This is a genomic window from Microbacterium sp. cf332, assembly GCF_900102175.1.
Lineage (GTDB): Bacteria > Actinomycetota > Actinomycetes > Actinomycetales > Microbacteriaceae > Microbacterium.
Window position 1 is genome coordinate 1,001,346 of the sequence record NZ_FNKN01000001.1, and the last position, 20,007, is coordinate 1,021,352.

A 20,007-nucleotide genomic window follows, 5' to 3' on the forward strand; every position below is an offset into this window, starting at 1 on the left:
GCCTCCAGGCTACGGCGCCGCGACGAGAGCCGCGGCGTCCTGCGCCCAGCCGAACGCGACCGACGGCTGCGCGACGGATGCCGCATCGTCGGCTCGGGCCAGGACCGTGATCACGATCGGCGGACCGTCCTCGCGCTCGAGGTACCACGAGCCGGCGAGCACGCCCACCGAGCTTCCGCCCTTGAACGCGACGTAGTCCCATCCGTCGCCGAACTGCACGCCCGGGTTGGCCGACAGGATGTCGCGCACCGGCGCTCCCGCCTCGGTCCGAGCTCGCTCCTGCAGCGCATCGTGAGCGGCGACGAGGTCGTCGGGCGACGCGAACCAGTCGATGCCCTCGCGCCAGCCCGGCTGCGCACTCGCGAAACGCGACACGTCGGGCACGCCCGCGGGGATGCGCTCGAGCAAGGCACGGCGCGCCGCGGCGTCGCCTGACGCACCGGCCCAGAGCGTGCGCAGATCGTCGTCGCCGAAGAGCAGCCAGAACATCTCGCGCGTCGCGAGGAGTGGGGTGTTGAGGCCGGGGTCGGAATGACCCGTCGCGACCATCGCGGCCTCGACCGCATCGCGCCCGACTGATCGGATCAGGGCGTCGGTGGCGGTGTTGTCGCTGATCGCGATCATCTTCTCGGCGGCCTCGCGCACGGTGACCGTCGCGCCATCGGGCCGGTCCTGGAGCTCGCCGCTGGGCAGGCTGCGCACCTGCGCGTCGATCGTGAGCCGGTCATCCCACGAGATGCTCCCCGCGGCGACCGCGTCGACCACGGCGCCGAGAACCCACAGCTTGACGATCGAGCCGATCGGCCCCGCCGACACGTCGCCGCTCTCGTGCAGAACCGGCCCGCCCACCTCGCGCACCTGCAGACCCGCGACGAAGGGGGCCGAGGTGATCTGCTCGTCGAGCTCGTCCCACGATGCCGCCGGGGTGCGCTCGGGCTGCGGCTGGCCGAAGAAGAGCATGTCGATGTGCTCATCGGCGGTGACCGACAGGGACATGTCGTAGGTGACCTGCGCGGATTCGATCGTCACGCGCGCCTCGCTGTCGGTGCCGTCGTACGCGACCGGCGTCCACGGGGCGGCGGCCTGCATCTGGGCGAACACCTCTTGGAGGTCCGCGGGCGGGAGCTGGGCGAGCGCGGCCCCGTCGAAACGGGCCTCGATCTCGGCGACGGGAGTCTGCTCGTCACCGTTGATCTCGTCGAGCACCCACCGGGCCTGCTCCCCGACGGGGGTCGCCGGGATCTCCGCCGGAGTGGCGGCCGAGGCCGCGCTGGTGCCCTCGGGGGCCGGCTGAGCCGCGCACGCGGTCAGCACGATCGCCGTCACGGCGGCGACGGCTGCGACGACGGCGCCGCGACGGTGCGTGGCGGGGGACGGTCGGGAGGCGTGCATATCGAGGGGGGAGGTCACGCATCCAGCCTGTCGTTCCACGGCTCACGGCACCTCCCCCCACGGGTGGAGATCGCGGCGACCCGGGGGCCACGGAGCCGGCGGGTAGCGTGGACCGGGTGGACCCGATCGTCGCGACCTTCCTGATCCTCGCCGCTGCGATCCTCGCCTTCCTGTCCGCCCGCGTGCCGCTCGAGGTCGTCGCGGTGGGAGTCGCGCTGGCCCTCTGGGCGACGGGAGTGCTGAGCCTCCCGCAGGCCTTCGCGGGATTCGGCGACCCGACGGTGCTGTTCATCGCGAGCCTGTTCGTCGTGGCCACGGCGCTGGAGACCAGCGGCGTGACCCGCGTGGTCGGCGCGGTGATCCTCGCACGCGCGGGCACCCGCCGCGCCCGCATCGTCGTCTGGGTCGGCGGGATCGTCGCCATGCTGACGGCGCTGATCAGCATCAACGGCGCGGTCGCGGCCCTCATCCCCGTCGCCGCGGTGATCGCCCGCCGCTCCGGTCTGCCGCCGTCGCAGCTCATGATTCCACTGGCGTTCGTGGCATCGTCGGCCTCCCTGCTCACCCTCTCGGGCACACCCGTCAACGTCGTGGTGTCGGAACTGGCCGACGCCGAGGCCGGGCGGCCCTTCGGCTTCTTCGAGTTCGCATTGGTCGGAGTGCCGCTCGTCGTCGCCACGATCGCGGTCATCGCGCTGCTCGGCCCCCGGCTGCTGCCCCATCGCGGGCCGGACGCGGCACCCGGTGACCGCTCGGAGCGCGAGGCCGAGACGCTGTCGCTCGTGCCCGAAGCGGTCCGCACCGGCGCGATCCGGACGAGACCGCATTCGCGATTGCATCGCGGATCCCGGCGCACCCTGGTCGTGACGGGCGCGATGGTCGTGCTGCTGGCGACCGGGGCGACCCCGCCCGCGGCGGCCGGGCTGCTCGCTGCGGGGGCGCTCGTGCTGCTGCGAGTGGTGCGCCTGCCCGATCTCTACCAGGGCGTCTCGTGGACGACCCTCGTCCTCATCGCCGGCATGATCCCACTGTCGGTCGCGTTCCTCGACACGGGTGCGGCGGACGTTGTCGCCGATGCGCTGCTGGCCCTCGTGGGGCAGTCCGACCCGCACGTCGCGCTCGCGGTCGTCTGCGTCGTGGTCGTCGTGCTCGGCCAGTTCATCTCCAACGTCGCGACGGTGCTCATCGTGGCGCCCGTGGCCACCTCGATCGCCGTCACGCTGGAGGTCAGCCCGCTGCCGTTCCTCATGGCCCTGACGGTCGCGGGCGCTGCGGCGTTCCTCACTCCGGTCGCGACGCCCGTGAACCTCATGGTGATGGCACCGGGCGGCTACCGATTCGGCGACTACTGGAGGCTCGGACTGCCGCTCGTCGTCATCTTCCTTGCGGCCGGGGTCTTCTACGTCCCCATCGTCTGGCGCTTCTGAGACCTTCCCGGGACGACGCAGATACGACCTCAGACGGGGTCGAGCGGCAGTTCGCGGCCGGCATCCCAGCGCTCGGTCCAGCCGAGCTCGGTGAACAGTCCGTCGAGCAGCATGGCGGTGAAGCCCCACACGAGGTGCTCGCCGTCGCCGTGCCGGACGACGAATCCCGGCCCGCGCCACTCCGCGCCGTCGCGGCGCACGACCGTCACGCCCCGGTTCGCGGGCGCGAGCAGGTCGGCGACGGGCGCGCGGAACACGGCCGCCGACTCCGCGACATCGACGACGCGCACGGGCGAAGGCCGCCGCCACCACGCGAGCACCGGGGTCACGAGATGCCGGGAGTACTCGAGGGGCAGGGGTGGCAGCGTTCCGATGACCTCGACCCCGTCGACGTCGAGGCCGGTCTCCTCTCGCGCCTCGCGGAGGGCTGCGGCGACCACGTCGGCGTCGCCCGGATCGACGCGGCCGCCGGGCAGAGCGACCTGTCCCGGATGCGAGCGCAGGGTCGCGGCGCGCGCGAGGAGCAGGACGTCGAGGTCACGCGGCACGTCGGCGGCAGGGGCGTGGCCGCTCGGCCGGTCGTCGAGCCGTCCGAAGAGCACGAGGACGGCGGCCGCGCGCGCCCCGGCCGGGACGGGCGCGGCCGCCAGCGGTCCCGGGAGGAATCCCGCGTCGCGCGACCGCGCGACCACCGCGGCGAGCTGCGCGCGCGCGGACGGTCGCGGCGGGTCGAGAGGCATCGTCCCAGGCTACTCAGGGCTCAGTCGCGGCGGCCCAGCACACCGGCGAACAGGACGTGCAGCAGCGGCAGCGCCGACAGCCCCATCAGCACCGTGCCGAACGTCTCGTCGTCGGGACGCAGCAGCACACCGGCGACCAGCAGGCCGGCGAAGAGGATGCCCGACACCGCTCGGCGGCCGAGGCGCTCGAGGCGCGACATCCGCCGCTCGAGCCGCCCGCTGTCGAAGTCGAGATTGCCGTCCTCGAGGTGCGTGATGAGTCCGTCGAGGCGTCGCGGCAACCGCATCGTCACGTCGGCCATGCCCATGGCCCGCCGTGCGACGTCGCGCATCAGGTCTCCGCGCTCTTCCCGCAGCAGCCGCGCCGCATACGGCTCGACCGCATCCCACAGGTTGAACGAGGGATCGATCGACGTGCACACGCCCGAGGTGAGCGAGGCGGCGCGCACGACCAGCAGGAAGTTCTCCGGCAGCTGGAACGGCAGCGCGCGGGCGAGCTCGCCGAACTCTCCCGCGAAGTCGCGGAACTCCCGCGGATCGACCTGCTTCAGCTCGGCGAAACCCATCCCGCCGAATCGCGCGAAGAGCTGAGTCATGGCCCGCTCGAGCTCACGCACGTTCGCCGACGGCAGCAACGCGCCCACCTGCGATATCCCGGCGACGAGCCCGCGGCCGTCCCGCGCCGCCGCAGCGACCAGCACGGTGCGCAGCGCCTCGCGCGTCGTGGGCGATATCTCGCCCATCATCCCGAAGTCGATGAAGGTCAGCACCCACGCCGGGCCGTCCGGCCCGCGGTCGGCCGGCCCGATCGGCGTCACGAACACGTTGCCGGGATGCGGATCGGCGTGGAAGAAGCCGAATCCGAAGAACTGGTCGAACATCACCGACGCGAAGACCGCGGCGACCTCGCGCGGGTCGATGCCGGCGGCGCGCAGACCGTCGACGTCGGTCACCTTGATCGCGCTCACGTCGGCCAGCGTCAACACGCGCGCGGTGGAACGCTCCCAGGCGATCTCGGGCACCGCGACGCGGGGGTCGTCGGCGAACTTGTCGCGGAAGCGCTCGGCGTTCGCCGCCTCGTGGCGGTAGTCGATCTCCTCGAGGCTCGTCACCGCGAACTCCTCGACGAGGGCCGGCATGTCGGCCCGCTCGGCGACGATGCGGATGCGGCGCACCCAGCGCGCGATACGTCGGAGCGCGGCGAGGTCGACGTCGACGATCGTCTGGATGCCGGGACGCTGGACCTTCACGACCACGTCGGCGAATCCGGCGTCGGCGGCCTGCGCGGGCGTCAGCCGGGCGCGATGCGCCTGGCCGAGAGACGCCGCGGCCACCGGCTGCGTATCGAACGACGCGTACGCGTGGGTCAGGGGCATCCCGAGCTCGGCCTCGGCCGCCGCGCGGATCTGCTCGAACGGCACCGGCGGCACCTCGTCCTGCAGGCCCGCGAGCTCCGTCGTGATCTCGGGGGGCAGCACGTCGAGGCGCGACGACATGAACTGCCCCACCTTGATCATGAGCCCGCCGAGGTCGACGGCGAGCGTGTGGAATCGGCGCGCCAGCCGCTGCAGGCGTGCGGTCCTCCCCCGCTCGGCGAGCCGGTGGAGACCGAACCGCGGCAGGACCATCTCGAACCACCAGGTCTGAACGAGCGCCCGCGCCGCGAAGCGCAGGATGCGACGGTAGCGCGCACGCGTGCTCGCATCACCCGGGGCGGAGGTGCCACCGGGTGATGCGAGACGAGGCGGGTCGGCCGAGGCCACCCGCGTCAGGCCTGAGCGAGCAGGGCGTACAGCTTGCGGCGCGCGTCGTCGAGGATCTCGACGGCCTGCTGCACCTGCTCGGGCGAGCCACTGCGACCGACCTGCGCGGCGGCCTGTGCGAGCTCGACGCCCGCCTTGGGGAGCGCCGTCACGCGGCTGTGGTCACGACTCGTGCCCTCCCAGGGCGCAGGCTTCTCGCCGGATTCCGCGGCCGCGGCGCGTCCGGCCTCGGTCAGCGAATAGGTCTTGCGTCCGTTCGATTCCTCAGCGCTGATCAGGCCCTCGTCGGCAAGAAGCTGCAGCGTGGGATACACCGATCCGGCGCTCGGCTTCCAGGACCCGCCGCTGCGGTCGTCGATCTCGTGGATGATCTGGTATCCGTGCATCGGCTGCTCGGCCAGCAGTGCCAGGACCGCCGCGCGGACGTCGCCGCGTCCGACTCGCGTGTTGACCTTCTGCTCGAACGAGGACTTCAGCTGGTCGAACGCCTCGAAGACGTTGCTGCCGAGGTCGGAGACGTTGAAGCCGCCGCGGCCGCCGAAGATGTTGTCACGGCCGCCGAAACCGCCGGTGGGGAATGTTCCGCTCATGCTGACCTCCCGGGTCGTCGATACGTTAGCGATATCTGACGATATATCGGTATCGGAGGCCGCACCAGGGGTTCAGGACGAACACTCAGCCTTCAGCGACGGGCCGACACGATCGACTCGGCATTGCCCGCCACCCACACCATCAGGGGCATCATCCGCTCCATGAGATCGTGTCCGAGCGGCGTGAGTGCGTACTCGACCCGAGGCGGAACCTCCGGATATGCGGTTCGACGCACGAATCCGTCGGCCTCAAGGGTGCGCAGCGTCGACGCGAGCATCTTCTCGCTGATGCCGTCGACCGAGCGGCGCAGCTCACCCCATCGGGCCGTGCCGTCGGTCAGCGCCAGGAGCACCAGCACGCCCCATTTGCTCATCACGTGGTCGAGCACGACGCGAGTCGGGCAGTTCTCGGTGAAGATCTGCTCGGACAAAGCCTGCAACTGCGCGAAACTCACGGACACGTAGGTAGCTTACCAAAAAGTGGGTACCCGTCGAAAGGAATGCGGACGCCATCGGGACGGGTTGGTCACATCATCACCCGATCGAAAGGATCCCCGATGACCATCCTCATCACCGGCGCCAGCGGACAGCTCGGCCACCTCGTCGTCGAGTCGCTGCTGGCACGCGGCGTCGCTCCCGAAACCGTCCTCGCGGGGGCACGCGACCTCGCCAAGGTCGCTGACCTCGCCGAGCGCGGCGTCCGGACAGCCCGCGTCGACTACGACGACCCCGCAACGCTGGAGACCGCGCTCACGGGTGTCGACAGCGTGCTCCTCATCTCGGCGTCGGAGCCGGGCAAGCGTCTGGCGGGTCATCGGAACGTCATCGAGGCCGCAGCCGCCGCAGGCATCGGCAAGCTCGTGTACACGAGCGCCCCGCGGGCGACGACCTTCGATTGGGCGCTGGGTGCCGAGCACCGGGCGACGGAGCAGGCGATCGCGGCGAGCGGGATCCCGGCCGTCGTGGTCCGCAACAACTGGTACATCGAGAACTACCTCGCCGACGTGCAGCGCTCCGCCGACAGCGGCGTGATCGCTGCGTCGGTCGGCGACGGCCGGATCGCACCGGCGTCGCGCGCCGACTTCGCCGAGGGCGCCGCGGTCGTGCTGATCGAGGACGGGCACCTCGGCGAGGTCTACGAGTTCGCGGGTGACGACCGCATCGGCTACGACGACATCGCCGCGGCGGCCGCCGAGGTCGCGGGCCGCGACGTGACGTACCTGCGTCTCTCGACCGCCGATCACATCGCCGCCCTCGAGTCTGCGGGCCTCGACAACGGCACCGCCCAGTTCGTCGCGGGCATCGACACCGGCATTCGCGACGGAGTGCTCGACATCGACGACCGGACGCTCTCGCGTCTGATCGGACGTCCGACGACGAGCTTCGTCGACGGGATCCGGGCCGCCCTCGCCTGAGCCCGCCCGGGCCGGGCTCGAGCGCCCCTCGCTCATGTCGGCGAACGCTCGGGCCCGGTCACACGGCGGCGTCCCCGACCCACGACACCCGACCCTCGTGGCGGTTGCGGACGTCGAAGAGGTGACCGACCCGCTTGTAGTAGTGCAGCAGGATCGCGCGGTCGAGCACGCGCAACTCGAGGCTGCGCGCCAGTTCGGCCTCGACCGCGGTCGCCTCGGCCAGATCGCGCAGCCAGACGATGACGTACAGATTAGAGGCGCCCCCCGCGAGGGCGGCGCACATGCGCGTCATCGGCATGACGGCGATCTCGGATGCCGTCGCCTCGAGGCGTCCCGCGGGGACCACGAGCCACAGCGCGAGCGCGTGGGGCCACATCGTCTGCTCGAGCGAGACGTCGATGCGCTGCGTGATCCACCCGCGCTCGAGCACCCGTCGGACGACGCGGCGCGCGTGCGCCTCCGACACCCCGAGCTCGCGCGCGACGTCCGCGGGCGCGACCCGGCCATCCGCCTCGAGCATTCGGAGCACCGGCCGCCACTGGGCCTCGAGCGCATGCTCACCACGCGGATCCGGGTCCGCATCGCCGGAGCCCGCGGCAGCCGCCGTCTCGGGCGAGCCGACCGCGCGCCACCGGGAGCCCTCCGAGAACATGCGCGTGACGATCGTCGACCGGACCCCGGTCACCGCCTCGTGGGTCGCCACCCGCGACTGGATCAGCCGGCGGAACTGCTCCATGTCATCCGCGACGATCGTGACGACGAGGTCGCGTTCCCCCGTCATGCCGGTGACGGAAAGGAACTTCGGCTCGCTGCGCAGCTGCACCGCGACCTCGTCGACCGTCCCCGGGCGGCACCGGACCTCGACGAGCCCCGTCACGAGGCCCGGGGCGGTCACCGCGTAGGCCGACGACCACGCGGCTCCGGCCTCGACGAGCGCCTCCCACCGGCGCCGCGCCGTCGGCGGGCTTACCCCCACCGTTCGCGCGACACGCGCCCACGAGGCCCGCGGTGCGTGTTGCAGCGCGGTGATGAGAGCGAGGTCCGAATCCGACAGATCATGCGGGTGGACGGGCGTCGACGAACGCATATCACTCATTCTCGCAGCTTCCGAGGTCCGGATCGATCGTCGTAACCTGCTCGAGACACGCAATCGGCACGATCGCTGCATCGCGCATCCCCAGCGCGACGACGATCGGAAAGAGTGCCCATGGCCGCCCAAAGCACCACCGCTCTGACGCTCGCCCACGCCCCCGGGGTGGGTGGACGCATCCTCCGCAGCATCGAACGCGTCGGCAACCGGCTGCCGCATCCGTTCTATCTGTTCCTGATCATCGCAGGGCTGGTGGCGATCGCCTCCGGCATCGCGAGCGCCCTGGGCGCTCGGACGCTCGACCCGGCGACGGGCGAGACGGTGCCCGTGCGAAGCATCCTCTCGCCCGAGGGCGCGGTGTACGCGCTGACCTCGGCGATCGAGAACTTCGTGTCGTTCCCGCCGCTCGGTCTGATCATCACCGTCATGCTCGGCATCGGCCTGGCCGAGCGTCTCGGACTGCTCAAGAGCGCGATGCGGGGCGCCGTCCTGGCCGCTCCGCGGTGGGCGGTGACCTTCGTCGTCGTGCTCGTCAGCCTCATGGGCAACCTCGCCTCCGACTCGGCGATGGTCATCCTCCCGCCGCTCGCGGCGGCCGCCTTCCTCGCGGCGGGACGGCATCCGCTCGCGGGCTTCGCCGCGTCGTACGCCGCCGTCGTCGCAGGCTTCAGCGCCAACGTCGTGCCGGCGGGCACCGACGTGCTGCTCTCTGGCATCACCACCTCGGCCGCGCAGATCGTCGACCCGGACGCGTCGGTCTCCCCCCTCGCCAACTACTTCTTCATGGCCACCTCGACGCTCATCCTCGCGGTCGTCATCACGGTCATGTGCCAGCATTACGTCGAGCCGCGTCTGACGCCCTATCAGGGCGGACTCGCGGACGACGACGCTGCGCGGCCGCTCGACGCGCGCGAGCGGCGCGGCCTGCGCGTCGCCGCTCTCGCAGTCGTGCTCTACCTCGCGATCGTCGCGACCGCCGTGCTGCTGCCCGGCTCCCCGCTGCAGGGAGAGGGCGGGCAGATCCTGCGGTCGCCCTTCATGACCGCGCTGCCCATCTTCATCCTGTTCCTGTTCCTCGTCGCGGGCATCGCCTACGGGCTCGCCGCGAGGACGCTCACCCGTGCCGGCGAGGTGCCGGAGCACATGACCGCGGCGGTGCGCGACCTCGTCCCCTTCATCGTCGTGATCTTCACCGCGGCGCAGGCCATCGCGTGGTTCAACTGGTCGCAGCTCGGACTGCTGCTGGCGACCTCGGGCGCCGAGGCCATGGAATCCTCGGGGCTCGGGGGCATCGGCGGTCTGCTCCTGTTCAGCCTCTTCTGCACCATCCCGGCCCTGCTGCTCGCGAGCGGCTCGGCCCTGTGGACCCTGCTCGCGCCGATCTTCGTGCCGATGTTCATGCTCACGGGCATCGACCCGGCGTACGTGCAGGCGGCGTTCCGCATCACCGATTCGGCGACCAACCCTCTCGTGCCCATGAACCCGATGCTGCCGGTCGTGCTCGGCCTGCTGCAGCGCTGGGAGCCGAAGGCGGGGCTCGGCACCCTCTTCGGCCTCGTGATCCCGTTCACCTTCGTCATCTGGGGCGTCTGGCTGCTGCAGTTCCTCGTCTGGGGTCTGCTCGGACTTCCCGTCGGCCCCGGGCACGGGCTCGAGCTGTCCTGATCCCCCGCGCACCCCACCCGTCCCCCAGAAGGAGACCCATGCCCACCCCCACCACGCGACCCGCGACCGCCTCCGCCACGGCCGCGATGCCGGCCACCCTCGACGGCCTGCGGCCGTCGCTCGCCGGGCACCTCGACACCCTCGTCGACATCGCCGCCGACCTTCACGCGCACCCCGAGATCCGCTTCACCGAGCATCACGCCGCCGCGCGCCTCACCTCCGAGCTCGAGCGGGCGGGTTTCTCCGTGGATCGGGGCTTCGCCGGTCTCGACACGGCGTTCGTGGGTCGGTGGTCGCCGCCGGGCGCCGCCGACGACGCACCCACGGTCGCGATCTTCTGCGAGTTCGACGCTCTCGAGGAGATCGGCCATGCCTGCGGGCACAACCTCATCGCCGCCTGCGGCGTCGGAGCGGCGCTGCTGGTCAAGGACGCTCTGACGGCGGAACCCGTGGACGCGAAACTCGTCGTGATCGGCAGCCCGGGCGAGGAGGGCGCCGCGGGCAAGGTGCCGATGATCGAGGCGGGCGTGCTCGACGGTGTCGACATCGCGATCATGGTCCATCCCGCGGGCACCGACGCCGTGCGCGGCTCGTCGCTCTCACGCGTCGCCCTCGACGTCGACTTTCATGGGCGCGCCGCCCACGCGGCGGCGGCGCCCGAGCGGGGCCGCAACGCGCTCGACGGTGCGACGTTGTCGCTGACGGCGATCGGGATGCTGCGCCAGCAGCTGACCGACGACGTGCGCGTCCACGCGATCATCACGAACGGCGGCGAGGCGCCCAACATCATCCCCGAGCACGCTGCGCTGCGGATCTTCGTGCGGGCCGGCGATCGCGAGCATCTGCTGAGCGACGTCGTGCCCCGCGTGCGCGCATGCTTCGAAGGTGCTGCGCTCGCGACCGGCACCACGGTCGAGATCGCCGAGAACACCCCGCCCTACTTCTCGCTCCGCGCCAACCCGACGCTCGCCGACCTCGCCGAGGCGGCGTACGGCGTGCTCGGTCGCGAGCTCGAGCCCGACCCGACGCTCGGCGGATCGACCGACATGGGCAACGTCTCGCACGTCGTGCCGGCGATCCATCCGATGATCCGCCTCGTCGCCGACGCGGTCCCGCATACGCGCGACTTCGCGGCCTCCGCCGGCGACCCCGACCTGGCTCGCAGCACGATCGCCGACGGCGCGCTCATGCTCGCCGCCACGGCGCTCGCGGCCGTACGCGATCCCGCGGTCATCGCGGACGCCAAGGAGTCCTTCGCGTCGTGACCGCAGGGCGTGCCCGCCGCGTCAGTTGAGGGGGCGCGTCGAGGGCGGGATGACGCCGTTCGCGTACAGCTGCTGGGCGACGTCCTGCAACGCCGTCAGAGCCACCCGCTGGGTCGTGGGGCCGTAGGAGATGCGTGCGACCCCGAGATCCTGATACTCCGCGGCCGTGAGTGCGCCCGGCAGCCCGATCACACTGAGCTTGCGCTCACCGAGGCCGTCAACCAGCTGACGGGTGATGTCGGCGTCGAGGATGCCCGGCACGAAGACGAGGTCGGCGCCGGCGTCGAGGAAGGCACGGCCGCGCTCGATGGCGTCGGCGATCGACTCCTCGGTCGAACGGTCGCCCGCGCGGACGAACGCGTCGGTCCGCGCGTTGAGGGCGAAGGGCACGCCCTCGGCCTCGCCGGCGCGCACGATCGCCTCGACCGCGCGGACGGCGTCGCCGATCGGCTGGAGCCGGTCTTCGACGTTCGCGCCGACGATCCCGACGCCGATCGCGCGGCGGGTGGTCTCGCCCGGGTCGCCGAAGCCGGCGTCGAGGTCGGCGGTCACCGGAATGTCGCCGGCGACCGAGACGATGCGTCCGACCATGTCGAGGACCAGCTCGAGCGGGATGTCGGTGCCGTCCTCGTAGCCGAAGGTCGCGGCGATCGAATGGCCGGCGGTCGCGATGGCGCGGGTCTCGGGCAGGGCGAGGATCGCCTCGGCCGAGACGACGTCCCAGACGTTCACCACCCGGAGGATCTCGGGGGCGGCGTGGAGGTCGGAGAGGGTCTGGGCGCGCTCGGCGGGAGTGGTCATGCCGCTCACGTTAACCGCGCTCTGCCCGCTGCGGGCCGATGTTGCGGTGATCGTCCCCGCATGGCAGGTGACGATCCGCCCTCATCCCTGGCGGCCCTTGTACCGCGGATTCAGCCTGTTGATGACGAAGACGCGGCCCCGACGACGCACGACCTGGGCTCCCGGCTGCTTCTTCAGCGACTTCAGTGATGCACGGACCTTCATGTCGACCTCCTATTGATAACTCTTATCAACAAGAAGGTACGGTGGATGCTCGACCACCACAACCCGAGCGGAAGAGGACACCGTGACCACGCACCTCGCGATCACCGGCGTCTGCAGCGCAGAACGTCGTCGCTACGCACGCCTCACCGTCGCCTCCGGGCGCCGCCGCTCGCTGCACGTCGTCGACCTCGCGAGCGACACCGACCCGCCGCTGCTCCATACGACCCTGCACGGCATGCCCTCCCTCTGCGTGGTCGACGCCCGCCACGGCCTCGACGACCTGCGCGACGAATCCCCGCTGCGCCGCTTCGTCCCGCTCGGCGACGGTCGTGCGGATGTCGGCGCGCGTGCCCGCCTCGCCGCACAACTGATCGAGTCGGCGAGCGCCATCGTGATCGTGAGCTGGGAGGCGGTGCCGACGGCCGAGCTGTCGATCCTCATGGCGGTGTGCTCGCACCTCGCGCCGACGGCGCGCATCCGGCTGAGTCGAGGCGTCGGCGACGACCTCGCCGCGTTCGGCTTCGGGACGACGCTGCCGGTGCACGACGCCGGGGACCGCGCCGGCTGGACCCGCGCGCTCAACGGCGAGCACGACCCGTTCCTCACCGACCCGCGCGTCACGACGACGCGGTACGAACAGCTGCGCCCGTTCCACCCCGGGCGCCTCGTGCTCGCGCTCGAGATGCTCGACTCCGGTTCGTGCGGCCTGCTGCTGCGTTCGGTCGGAGTCTGCCGGGTTGCGACGCGGCCGACGATCCCCGCGCGGTGGGAGCAGGCGGGATCGGCGATGTGGATCGATCCCATCGACGGGGCCCACGGGCTCGACGACGTCGGCCAGGACCTCGCGTTGACGGGCGTCGACCTGAACCCGGCTGCCGTGCGGCTGGTGCTCGATGCCGCGGTCCTCGACGACGCGGAGCTGGCCGCGGGTTCCGGACTGTGGCGGACGCTGCCCGACCCGCTTCCCGCATGGCGGGTCGCCGTCGGGACCGATGACGCGACGGCGGACTGATCCGGTCCGCCGTTCACCGGGCGTTCACCGGCGGGTGATGCGCTGAGCGGGTGTCGCAGATCGCCGCCGTCCTCGCGGTGTTCCTGCGGCTGGGAACGACCTCGTTCGGCGGGCCCGTCGCGCACCTGGGCTACTTCCGCGAGGAGTTCGTGGTCCGCCGTCGATGGATCGGCGAACGGGCCTATGCCGAGCTCGTGGCCCTCTGCCAGTTCCTGCCCGGGCCTGCCTCCAGTCAGGTCGGCTTCGCGATCGGGCTGCAGCGGGCGGGGCTCGCTGGCGCCCTCGTCGCGTTCTCGGCGTTCACGCTCCCCTCCGCTGCACTCATGGTCGGGGCCGCCGCGGGCATCCGCATCGCCGACGGCCCGGTCGTGCGCGGCGTGATCGACGGCCTCACGGTGGTCGCGGTGGCCGTCGTCGCCCATGCCGTCTGGGGGATGGCACGCTCGCTCGCACCGGATCGGTCCCGGGGCGCCATCGCCGTCGTCGCCGCCGCCGCGGTCCTCCTCGTGGGAGGCCCGGTCGCCCAGATCGCGGCGATCGCTGCGGGAGCAGCCGCGGGCGGGCTCTGGCTGCGACACTCGGCCACCGACGTTCCGGCCGGCGGATCCCTGATCCCGGCCCTGCCGGACGACGGCTTCCCCGCCGTCGGGCGCCGCGTGGGGATCGCTTGTCTGGCACTGCTGGGGACGCTGCTGGTCGCTCTGCCGATCGCCGGCCGCGCCACGGGGAGCGGAGGCCTCGCCCTCTTCGACGCCTTCTTCCGCTCGGGCGTCCTCGTCTTCGGCGGTGGCCATGTCGTGCTGCCCCTCCTCGAGGGCGCCGTGGTCGCGCCCGGGTGGGTCGAGACCGACGCCTTCGTGGCCGGCTACGGCGCCGCGCAAGCCCTTCCCGGACCGCTCTTCGCCTTCGCCGCCTACCTCGGCGCGCTTTCGAGCGTCGGCCCCGGCGGTGTCGCCGGTGCCGCCATCGCGCTCGCGGGGATCTTCCTCCCCGGGTTCCTGCTGCTCCTCGGTGCGCTACCCGTCTGGGCCTCGCTGCGCCGCCACCCGGTGGCCGCCGCCGCGGTCCGCGGCGCCAACGCAGCGGTCGTCGGCGTCCTGGCCGCCGCGCTATACGACCCTGTGTTCACGAGCGCCATCACCGACGTCCCGCGGTTCGCGCTCGCGCTGGTCTGCTTCGGGCTGCTGGCGATCTGGCGGACGCCCGCGTGGGCGGTCGTGCTCGCGGGCGCCGCCGCGGGAGCGGTGTCCGCGGTCGCGTTCAGCGGGTGACCAACGAGCGCTGGGGCTGGCCGCCCACCGGGACGGTCGCCGGGCTGGAGAGGCGTTCGCGTCTCTCGATCCCGACGTTGACGGCACCGAGGACGAGGACGAGGAGGGCCGCGAAGGTCGGCAGCAGCATCGCCAGTCGCACCTCCCCCGCCTCGGCGATCGCGCCGGTCGCGGCCGATGCGAGCGCCTGGGCGAGCGTCAGCGCGGACCCCAGCAGCGTCATCGTCGTGGCCGATCGACCCGCCGGGCTCCGCTGACCCGCGATGCTGAACAGCGTCACGAGGGTCGGCCCCACGCCCAGGCCCATGAGCAGCAGCATCACGACGACGGCCCCGAGGGCGTCGGAGGCCGCGTACCCGGCGGCAGCGAGCGACAGCACGGTCGCGAAGACCAGCCACCGGTGCCGCAGGGCGAACCGGGTGGGAAGGAGTGCGACGGCGAGAGCGAGCACCGCCGAACCGATCCCCATGAGGCCGTAGAGAAGACCGGCTTCGACTCCCTCGCCCGCGGTCTGCGCGAAGGCCGTCAGCGAGGTGAGCGAGGCGCCGAAGAACAGGCCGACCCCGAACGTGCCGCCGACGAGCACGAGGACGCGGCCGCGCAGCACGTCCGAGATCGGGGCGCGCTCGGGCGTCTCGCCCGGCGGCAGCGACGTACCCGCGATCCGGCCGCTGGGGTGCAGGGCGAAGGCGGTGACGAAGACCAGACTGAGCGCCGCCGCGATCGCGATGGGCGCCCACGGCGCGATGGCGGCAGCGAGGATGCCGACGAGAAACGGTCCGATGACGAAGGCCGTCTCGTCGGCGGCCGACTCGTACGACATGACGCGGGAGAGCGTGCGCGGTCGGCGGTCGACGCTCAGACGCGCTCGCACGATGCTCATGAGACGGCTGCGCGACATCGCCGCGGCCTGCGGTGCGCTCAGTCCGATCGCAGCAGCGAGCACCAGGACGAGCGGGGCGGCGGAACCGCCGGCGACGACGAACGGGAACAGTCCCAGCAGGATGCCGTTCACGACGCCGAGTGGAACGAGCACCCGCCGCTGGCCGAACCGGTCGACCGCATCGCCGATCACGGGTCCGGCGATGACGACGCCGACGCCGACGCCGGCAGAGGTCAGGCCGCCGAGACCCACGGATCCCGTCTGCGACACGACGAGTGTCAGGACCCCGACGACCATCATCGCGAACGGGAGCCGCGCGATGAAGGCAATCGGGAAGAAGGTCCAGCCGGTGTGCTGGATCAGGGAACGCTCATGTGACGTCATACATGCCTCCGAGCGGTCAGCTCGTGATCACGTGCCGCCTTGCTCCGTCAGCAGGTAGTTGCATCGCTTCGTCCGGACCGTCGCCGCGGACCCGTCGATTCTACCGGCGGAACAGCTCTTCGGCCACGAGCGAGAGATCGTGGAGGTCCGAGACGCCGGCGAGCTCGCGGGCGGAGTGCATCGAGAGGATGGGGATACCGACGTCGACGGTGCGGATGCCGAGGCGCGTCGCCGTGATCGGCCCGATGGTGGACCCGCAGGGCACGCCGTTGTTCGAGACGAACTCCTGGCTGCGGACGCCCGCCGCTTCGCACCACCCGTTCCAGGCGGCCGCGCCGACGCCGTCCGTCGCGTAGCGCTGATTCGCGTTGATCTTCAGGATCGGCCCCGAGCCGAGCACCGGCTGCACGACCGGGTCGTGCTTGTGCGCGTAGTTGGGGTGGACCGAGTGCCCGACGTCGCTCGAGACGCACCACGACGCCGCGAGCGCCCGCATCCGCTCGTCGCGATCGGCTCCGAGCCCTCGCTGGACGCGTTCGATCACATCGGCGAGGAAGGGGCCCGCGGCACCCGAACGCGTCGCCGATCCGACCTCCTCGTGGTCGAAGACGGCGAGCATCGCGATATGGCCGGCGTCGAACCCGGCGGCGGCCCGCTCGAGAGCCGCGACGCCGGCATGCACCGAGGCGAGGTCGTCGAGGCGGCCCGAGGCGAAGAACACGTCGCCCGCACCGAAGACCGCGCCCCGTGCCGCGTCGGCCGTGACGATGTCGTATCCGCGGATGCGGGCCGCATCCACACCCGCATCGTGCGCGAGCTCGGCCAGCAGGTCAGCCGATTCCGGAGACCCGAGGCCCCACACCGGCTGCGTCTGCGTCTGCTTGTCGAGCGCGAGGTGGTCGTTCGCCTCGCGGTCGAGGTGGATCGCCAGCTGGGGCAGACGCAGCAGCGCGTCCGTCGCAGCCAGCACGGCGGTGCCGTCGTCGAGCACGAGGCGCCCCGCGAGGCGCAGCTCGCGGTCGAGCCAGGAGTTCAGCAGAGGGCCGCCGTAGATCTCCACGCCCGCCTGCAACCAGCCGAGCCGGCCCGTCGTCGGGCGGGGCTTGAGCTTGAACGCCGGCGAATCGCTGTGCGCCCCGAACACCCGGACGGGCGTCGTGGCGGTCGCGGTGGTCGGCACGACCCAGGCGAGCACGGCGCCGTCGCGGACGACGAGATGGCGTCCACCGGGCTGCGCCGGCCAGCTCTCATCCTCGGCGAGGGCGACGAAGCCGGCGTCGACGAGGCGGCGGGCGACCTCGGCCGCCGCGTGGAAGCTCGAGGGCGAGGCGGCGACGAAGTCGGCGAGGTCGTCGGCGTGGAAGCGGGCGGCGGCGGTGACGGCAGACACGGGGACTCCAGGATCGTCGGGGGCGTCCTTCGATCGTAGGCGCACCCGTCGCCGAGGCCCCGACTCAGCCGTTGGCATCGGTGCGCATCGGCGGGCAGTCCGAGCCGGGCTCGGTGGCGAGCTCGAAGTGCCAGGGCTCGTTGCCGTAGGTCTGGCAGACGCCGTACGCCGAGCCGTACGAGATCAGCCAGTACTGCGCGTCGACGGGCCCGATGTCGATGGCATCACCGCTGACATGCCGTGACCGGTCGGGCGTCGCGACGAAGGCCCGGGCCACGTCCTCGCCGTCCGTCGCGATGCGGGTGTCGAGGAGCCACTGCTGATACTCGACACTGCGCCATCCGCTCGTGACGCCGAAGCGGATGCCGTCGGCGGCGGCGTCCGCCTCCGCTGCGCGCATCGCGTCGAGCAGGGCCGGGTTCAGGCGCGCGATCGCGGGCAGCTCGTCGTCCCAGAGGCTCACCGGGCTGCCGTCCTCGATGAGGCCGTCGTCACCGCTGGGCGCGAACGCCGGGGCGGCGAGACCGAACGGGAGCGGGGCGATCGGCGGCTGCGGGAACCCGGCGAGCGCGACAGCGGCGCCGACCGCGGCGGCCGCGACACCGACGCCGATGCCGACGACCGCGAGCCGACGACACCGCTGCGGCGAGCGGCGCGAGCGAGGCGGCACGAACGTGGTGCACCGTCCGTGCGCGGTCACGTCGGCCGTGGGTGAGGGGATCGGCATCGATACGCGGAGGCTGCTCATGCCCCCAGTCGACGCCGCGGGATGTTGCGGGGGCGTCCGCAGATCCGCATACGCCCGCGATATCCGCCCCCGCCTATCCTGGGTGCCATGCGTGTGCTGATCGTCGAGGACGAGCTCTTCCTCGCCGAGGCCATCCGCGACGGCCTGCGGCTCGAGGCGATCTCTGCCGACCTCGCCGGCGACGGCGACACCGCCCTGGAGCAGCTCTCGCTCACCCCCTACGACGTCGTCGTGCTGGATCGCGACATCCCCGGGCCGAGCGGCGATGAGATCGCGCGTGAGCTGTCGGTGCGGCCCGCGGCGCCCCGCATCCTGATGCTCACCGCCGCCGACCGCCTCGACGACAAGGCCTCCGGGTTCGAGTCGGGGGCGGACGACTACCTGGTGAAGCCGTTCGCGATGCGCGAGCTCGTGCTGCGCCTGCGGGCGCTGGCGAGACGCCCCTCGGCCGCGGCTCCCCCGGTGCGGGAGTTCGGCGACCTCCGGCTCGACCCCTTCCGCCGGGAGGTCTACCGCGCCGGACGCTACGTCGCGCTGACCCGCAAGCAGTTCGCGGTGCTCGATGTGCTCGTGAGCGCCGGGGGCGGGGTCATCAGCGCCGAGACGCTGCTGGAACGCGCGTGGGACGAGAACGCCGACCCGTTCACGAACGCCGTCCGGATCACGATCTCGACCCTGCGCAAGCGACTCGGCGAACCGTGGATCATCGAGACCCTGCCCGGGGTCGGGTACCGGATGTCGGAACCCGACCGGTGATCGTCCGTCGACGGGGGCCGTCGCTGCGGGTCGTCCTGACCCTCAGCTACGCGGGGTTCCTGGTCGTCGCCGGGATCGTGCTGTTCGCCGTGGGGCTGCTGGCGCTGCGCTTCGTGCCGACCGGGGATCTCCTCAGCCAGGAGACGGGCAGCTGGGCGCCCGGGCGCGACGCCCTCGTCGAGGTGTTCGCCAAGTACGCCTGGTGGGCTCTCGCCGGGCTCGCCGCCATCGGCCTGACCGGCGGCTGGGTGCTCGCGGGCCGGATGCTCGCGCCGCTCGGACGCATCACCGACGTCGTCGGGAGCGCCGACGCCGCATCGCTGCACCGTCGCATCGCGCTGCCCGGTCGCCGCAACGAGCTGACCGACCTCGCGGACGGCTTCGACGACATGCTCGATCGCGTCGAGCGCGCCGTCGCGGAGGAGTCGCGGTTCGCCGCGAACGCCTCGCACGAGCTGCGCACCCCGCACGCCGTCATCCGCACCATCGTCGAGGTGGCGCGCGCGGACCCGGACGGGCGCGACGTCGACCGGGTACTCAGCCGGGTCGCCGAGACCAACGAGCGGGCGATCGCGACGACCGAGGCGCTGCTCGACCTGGCGCGAGCGGGCCGCACCGGCCTCGCCTTCGAGCGCATCGACCTCGCCGCCCTCGTCGAGCAGGTCACCACCGACGTGCGCGAGGCCGCCGCGGTCGGTGCGGTCGGCACGGTCGCCGATCTGCGGGGATCCGACATCCGTCGCGACCGGGAGGCGTGGGCTTCGGAGGCTCCGGCGATCCGTCTCGACCTCGGCCAGGCCGCGGCACGCGGGAACGCACCGCTGGTGCGCCAGCTCGTCGCGAACCTGATCGACAACGCCCTCGTGCACAACCTCCCCCGCGGCGGCCAGGTCGAGGTGCGCACGCGCAGGAGCGCCGCGGGTGCCGCCGTCGTGGAGGTCGCGAACACCGGCCCGAGCATCGACGCCGATCGGGTCGCGACCCTGACGGAGCCGTTCGTACGGGCGGGCGGGCGGACGCGCGCGGCGGCCGACCGAGGCGTCGGGCTGGGGCTCACCATCGTCTCGACGATCGTCCGCAGCCACCGCGGCGACCTCGACCTCGCCGCGCGCGACGGCGGCGGACTCGTCGTGCGCGTCACCCTGCCTGCGGCCTGACGCATTCCGGATGCCGGCGACGTGCTCCGCACCGGGACGGGCGCTCGCCCGGCA

At 72.2% G+C, this 20,007-nt stretch carries 19 protein-coding genes; 8 read left to right on the forward strand and 11 right to left on the reverse strand.

Features of this window, described 5'->3' with window-relative positions; genetic code table 11:
* Positions 1-9 precede the first annotated feature (9 nt).
* Entirely contained in the window at positions 10-1,410 is a 1,401-nt protein-coding gene (locus BLT21_RS04760; RefSeq protein WP_256335911.1) for a serine hydrolase, read from the reverse strand.
* 98 nt (positions 1,411-1,508) lie between these two features.
* Between BLT21_RS04760 and BLT21_RS04765 the strand changes: the two genes are divergently transcribed.
* Positions 1,509-2,819: an SLC13 family permease gene (locus BLT21_RS04765; protein ID WP_091499851.1), complete on the forward strand. Its 1,311-nt coding sequence runs from the start codon at positions 1,509-1,511 to the stop codon at positions 2,817-2,819.
* A gap of 29 nt (positions 2,820-2,848) precedes the next feature.
* Here the strand turns inward: BLT21_RS04765 and BLT21_RS04770 are convergent, their stop codons facing one another.
* From BLT21_RS04770 to BLT21_RS04785, 4 genes are all read right to left on the reverse strand, one after another.
* On the reverse strand, positions 2,849-3,559 hold the full coding sequence (locus tag BLT21_RS04770; protein WP_091499854.1) for an NUDIX hydrolase: 711 nt from the start codon (positions 3,557-3,559) through the stop codon (positions 2,849-2,851).
* A 20-nt stretch (positions 3,560-3,579) separates the two neighbouring features.
* On the reverse strand, positions 3,580-5,322 hold the full coding sequence (locus BLT21_RS04775; protein ID WP_371113418.1) for an ABC1 kinase family protein: 1,743 nt from the start codon (positions 5,320-5,322) through the stop codon (positions 3,580-3,582).
* Positions 5,323-5,327: 5 nt separating this feature from the next.
* The gene (locus BLT21_RS04780) at positions 5,328-5,912 is read right to left on the reverse strand and encodes a PadR family transcriptional regulator (protein ID WP_091499856.1); all 585 of its coding nucleotides are present in this window, start codon (positions 5,910-5,912) and stop codon (positions 5,328-5,330) included.
* Positions 5,913-6,004: 92 nt separating this feature from the next.
* Positions 6,005-6,373 carry a winged helix-turn-helix transcriptional regulator gene (locus tag BLT21_RS04785; protein WP_091499859.1) on the reverse strand — a complete coding sequence of 123 codons (369 nt, stop codon included), beginning with the start codon at positions 6,371-6,373 and terminating at the stop codon, positions 6,005-6,007.
* Positions 6,374-6,469: 96 nt separating this feature from the next.
* Between BLT21_RS04785 and BLT21_RS04790 the strand changes: the two genes are divergently transcribed.
* Positions 6,470-7,327: an SDR family oxidoreductase gene (locus BLT21_RS04790; RefSeq protein ID WP_091499862.1), complete on the forward strand. Its 858-nt coding sequence runs from the start codon at positions 6,470-6,472 to the stop codon at positions 7,325-7,327.
* Positions 7,328-7,385: 58 nt separating this feature from the next.
* Here the strand turns inward: BLT21_RS04790 and BLT21_RS15510 are convergent, their stop codons facing one another.
* Complete coding sequence (locus BLT21_RS15510) at positions 7,386-8,414, reverse strand: Lrp/AsnC family transcriptional regulator (protein ID WP_176786806.1); 1,029 nt, start codon at positions 8,412-8,414, stop codon at positions 7,386-7,388.
* A gap of 120 nt (positions 8,415-8,534) precedes the next feature.
* On the opposite strand from BLT21_RS15510, the gene BLT21_RS04805 reads away from it, so the two are divergent.
* Both BLT21_RS04805 and BLT21_RS04810 read left to right on the forward strand, forming a co-directional pair.
* Positions 8,535-10,082, forward strand: a complete 1,548-nt coding sequence (locus BLT21_RS04805) for an AbgT family transporter (protein WP_091499920.1) — start codon at positions 8,535-8,537, stop codon at positions 10,080-10,082.
* 38 nt (positions 10,083-10,120) lie between these two features.
* Positions 10,121-11,347: a M20 family metallopeptidase gene (locus tag BLT21_RS04810; RefSeq protein ID WP_091499922.1), complete on the forward strand. Its 1,227-nt coding sequence runs from the start codon at positions 10,121-10,123 to the stop codon at positions 11,345-11,347.
* 21 nt (positions 11,348-11,368) lie between these two features.
* Here BLT21_RS04810 and BLT21_RS04815 read toward each other — a convergent pair whose 3' ends face one another.
* The gene (locus tag BLT21_RS04815; protein WP_091499924.1) at positions 11,369-12,148 is read right to left on the reverse strand and encodes an isocitrate lyase/PEP mutase family protein; all 780 of its coding nucleotides are present in this window, start codon (positions 12,146-12,148) and stop codon (positions 11,369-11,371) included.
* An 81-nt stretch (positions 12,149-12,229) separates the two neighbouring features.
* Positions 12,230-12,352, reverse strand: a complete 123-nt coding sequence (gene ykgO, locus BLT21_RS04820; RefSeq protein WP_091499927.1) for a type B 50S ribosomal protein L36 — start codon at positions 12,350-12,352, stop codon at positions 12,230-12,232.
* Between the two features lie 82 nt (positions 12,353-12,434).
* On the opposite strand from ykgO, the gene BLT21_RS04825 reads away from it, so the two are divergent.
* Entirely contained in the window at positions 12,435-13,364 is a 930-nt protein-coding gene (locus tag BLT21_RS04825; RefSeq protein WP_091499930.1) for a GTP-binding protein, read from the forward strand.
* Positions 13,365-13,414: 50 nt separating this feature from the next.
* The gene (gene chrA, locus BLT21_RS04830) at positions 13,415-14,635 is read left to right on the forward strand and encodes a chromate efflux transporter (protein WP_091499933.1); all 1,221 of its coding nucleotides are present in this window, start codon (positions 13,415-13,417) and stop codon (positions 14,633-14,635) included.
* Here the strand turns inward: chrA and BLT21_RS04835 are convergent.
* From BLT21_RS04835 to BLT21_RS04845, 3 genes are all read right to left on the reverse strand, one after another.
* Positions 14,625-15,902, reverse strand: a complete 1,278-nt coding sequence (locus tag BLT21_RS04835) for an MFS transporter (protein ID WP_091499935.1) — start codon at positions 15,900-15,902, stop codon at positions 14,625-14,627. The genes chrA and BLT21_RS04835 overlap by 11 nt on opposite strands.
* 100 nt (positions 15,903-16,002) lie before the next feature.
* Positions 16,003-17,292: a M18 family aminopeptidase gene (locus BLT21_RS04840; protein WP_256335912.1), complete on the reverse strand. Its 1,290-nt coding sequence runs from the start codon at positions 17,290-17,292 to the stop codon at positions 16,003-16,005.
* A gap of 64 nt (positions 17,293-17,356) precedes the next feature.
* Entirely contained in the window at positions 17,357-18,040 is a 684-nt protein-coding gene (locus tag BLT21_RS04845; RefSeq protein ID WP_256335913.1) for a D-alanyl-D-alanine carboxypeptidase family protein, read from the reverse strand.
* A gap of 87 nt (positions 18,041-18,127) precedes the next feature.
* Between BLT21_RS04845 and BLT21_RS04850 the strand changes: the two genes are divergently transcribed.
* Entirely contained in the window at positions 18,128-18,796 is a 669-nt protein-coding gene (locus tag BLT21_RS04850; protein WP_091499942.1) for a response regulator transcription factor, read from the forward strand.
* Complete coding sequence (locus BLT21_RS04855; protein WP_371113419.1) at positions 18,793-19,953, forward strand: sensor histidine kinase; 1,161 nt, start codon at positions 18,793-18,795, stop codon at positions 19,951-19,953. The genes BLT21_RS04850 and BLT21_RS04855 overlap by 4 nt, the downstream gene beginning before the upstream one ends.
* The last annotated feature ends 54 nt before the right edge of the window (positions 19,954-20,007 follow it).